The 386-nt window shown below is 58.0% G+C and carries 2 protein-coding genes; both read right to left on the bottom strand.

Going from position 1 to position 386, the window contains the following annotated elements:
• On the bottom strand, positions 1 to 215 hold a 215-nt coding region (locus tag SOP95_RS32025; protein WP_323609595.1), incomplete at its 3' end, for a potassium-transporting ATPase subunit KdpA.
• 9 nt (positions 216 to 224) lie between these two features.
• Positions 225 to 314: a K(+)-transporting ATPase subunit F gene (gene kdpF, locus SOP95_RS32020; RefSeq protein WP_003218754.1), complete on the bottom strand. Its 90-nt coding sequence runs from the start codon at positions 312 to 314 to the stop codon at positions 225 to 227.
• Positions 315 to 386: the final 72 nt, after the last annotated feature.

The following is a 386-nucleotide window of genomic DNA, read 5'->3' as shown; positions in this document are numbered from 1 at the left end:
GCAAGCAAGGCCAGCATGTATTTCTGCCAGCTTTGTTCTTGATGCTCATCCACGCCGGACAAGCGATAACAGGCACGCTCCACCGGGCCAAATACCGGCGTGAGCCAGGTGCGCTGCCCTTCCATCACCTTGTAATAGAACCGCCCCAGGAACGGGGCCGGCACCAGCACCACCGCAAAGAAGGCAATGATCAGCCAATAGTCATAACTGTGCATGGCCCGCTCCTAGTTCCGATCCGCGCGTAACAGCGCAACCAGCAGATAAATGAACAGCGCCACGGCCAATAGCAGTGACACCCCGTCCAGAACGCTCATGGAAGTCTCTCCGTTTAGCGGCGAGTGCCGCGTGTGGGGCAATTGTCGGCAGGAGTGGTGTAAAGGAACGAG

It is taken from the genome of Pseudomonas sp. YuFO8 (genome assembly GCF_035065025.1).
GTDB lineage: Bacteria > Pseudomonadota > Gammaproteobacteria > Pseudomonadales > Pseudomonadaceae > Aquipseudomonas > Aquipseudomonas putida_AE.
This window is presented reverse-complemented; position numbering and strand designations above follow the sequence as displayed.

Coding starts and splice junctions, on each gene's coding strand:
- kdpF (WP_003218754.1), bottom strand. CDS start 314: ATGAGCGTTCTGGACGGGGTGTCACTGCTATTGGCCGTGGCGCTGTTC.